Origin of the sequence: Rhodococcus sp. O3, from assembly GCF_048897285.1 — a bacterium.
In the GTDB taxonomy this organism is placed as follows: Bacteria; Actinomycetota; Actinomycetes; order Mycobacteriales; family Mycobacteriaceae; genus Rhodococcus.
This window is the reverse complement of sequence record NZ_JBMBTE010000287.1, coordinates 1-1,928: the sequence shown is the minus strand read 5'-3', so window position 1 is coordinate 1,928 and position 1,928 is coordinate 1. Positions and strand designations below refer to the sequence as shown.

The following is a 1,928-nucleotide window of genomic DNA, read 5'->3' as shown; positions in this document are numbered from 1 at the left end:
CGCGCGCACGCCCAGGTCGGTGCCGAGCGCGGCGTTGATGCGCGCCAGTACCCGGGTGGCGATCAGCGAGTTGCCGCCCAGGTCGAAGAAGCTGTCGTCGACACCGACCCGGTCGAGGCCGAGCTGGTCGGTGAACACCTCGGCGACGGTGCGTTCGATGTCGGTGGTGGGGGCGGTGAACTCGGTCGCGGACGTGAACACCGGGTCGGGCAGCGCGCGGCGGTCGAGCTTGCCGACGGGGGTCAGCGGGATCCGGTCGAGCACGGTCACCGCGGCGGGCACCATGTACCCCGGCAGCCGGCGGCCGACGTGCGCGAGCAGTTCGGCGACGTCGACGGTGTGCCCGGTCTCGGGCAGCACGTAGGAGGCAAGCAGGGTGTCGCCGGACGGTGCGGTGCGGCCCAGGGTGACGGCGAACGCGACGTCGTCGTGGTCGGTGAGCACCGCGTCGATCTCGCCGAGTTCGATGCGGAACCCGCGGATCTTGACCTGGAAGTCGGAGCGGCCCAGGTACTCGGCGTTCGCCCGCTCGCCGTTGGAGCGCCAGCGCACCACGTCGCCGGTGCGGTACATGCGGGCGCCCGGGGCGCCGTAGGGGTCGGCGACGAATCGGGTGGCGGTCAGGCCCGGACGGCCGTGGTAGCCGCGGGTGACGCCTGCTCCCCCGATGTACAGTTCGCCGGCCACGCCGGACGGCAGCGGATGCAGCCGCGCGTCGAGGACGACCTCGTTGACGCCGCACACCGGGGTGCCGAGGGTGACCGGCTCGCCCGGGATCATCGGGGCGGTGATGTTGCAGACGATGGTCGTCTCGGTGGGGCCGTACGCGTTGTACATGCGCCGGCCGGGCGCCCAGCGGGTCACCAGTTCCGGCGGGCACGCCTCGCCCGCGACGGTGACGACCTCGGCGTCCACGCTGTCCGGGTCCACCGACGCCAGCGCCGCGGGGGTCGCGAACACGTGCGTGACGCGTTCCTCGCGCCAGATCCGTGCCAGTTCGTCGCCGCCGTACACGGTGCCCGGCACGATCACCAGGGTGGCGCCGATCCCGAAGGCGGTCATGTACTCGAAGATCGACGCGTCGAAGCTCGGCGACGAGAAGTGCGAGACCCGGGCGGTCTGCAGCGGCGCGAGCCGGTTGTGCAGCGAGGCGGCGAGATTGGCCAGGCCGCGGTGGGTGACGACGACGCCCTTGGGGCGGCCGGTGGAACCGGAGGTGTAGATCAGGTAGGCGGGATGGTCGGTGTGCAGGTCGCCGCGGCGGTCGAGGTCGGTCAGCGGCAGGGGGGACGCGGCGGCGACCCGGTCCCGGAAGTCGGGTCCGTCCATCACCAGCCACCGGGTGGTGTCCGGGAGGTGCTCGCGGTCCGCGGTGGTGGTCAGTCCGAGCACGACACCGGAGTCGGTGAGCATGTATTCGATGCGGTCGTTCGGGTAGTTCGGATCCACCGGCACGAACGCCGCGCCGGCCTTGGCGACCGCCCAGATCGCGGCGACCGATTCGATCGAGCGGGCCATGCCGAGGGCGACGAAGGTGTCCGGGCCGAGACCGTTGTCGACGAGGACGCGGGCGGCGCGGTTGGACCATTCGTCGAGTTCGCCGTAGGTCACGGTGCGGCCCGGGTAGCACAGGGCCACGGTGTCGGGCACGATCGCCGCGACCGAGGAGAGCAGCTCGTGCCACAGCTGCGGCGACATCGTCGGCCGGCCCCGCGCCGGGGCCAGCCCGGCCAGGTCGGTGGGGTCGACGAAGTCGATGTCGCCCACCGGGATCTGCGGGTCGGCCGCGACGGCGGCGAGGATCCGGGCCCAGCGGTCGACGAGTTCGCGAATGGCGTCGGCGTCGAACACCTCGCCGGCGTAGGTGCACCGCACCCGCAGCCCGGTGTCGTCGGGGGTGACGTGCAGCGCGACGTCGACCGGGGCCG

Annotated in this window: 1 protein-coding gene; it reads right to left on the bottom strand. The window is 72.7% G+C overall.

The features are described from left to right. Window positions 1–1,928, bottom strand: a 1,928-nt coding sequence (locus ACN675_RS28970) for a non-ribosomal peptide synthetase (protein ID WP_420754087.1), incomplete at both ends; no start/stop codon positions are given.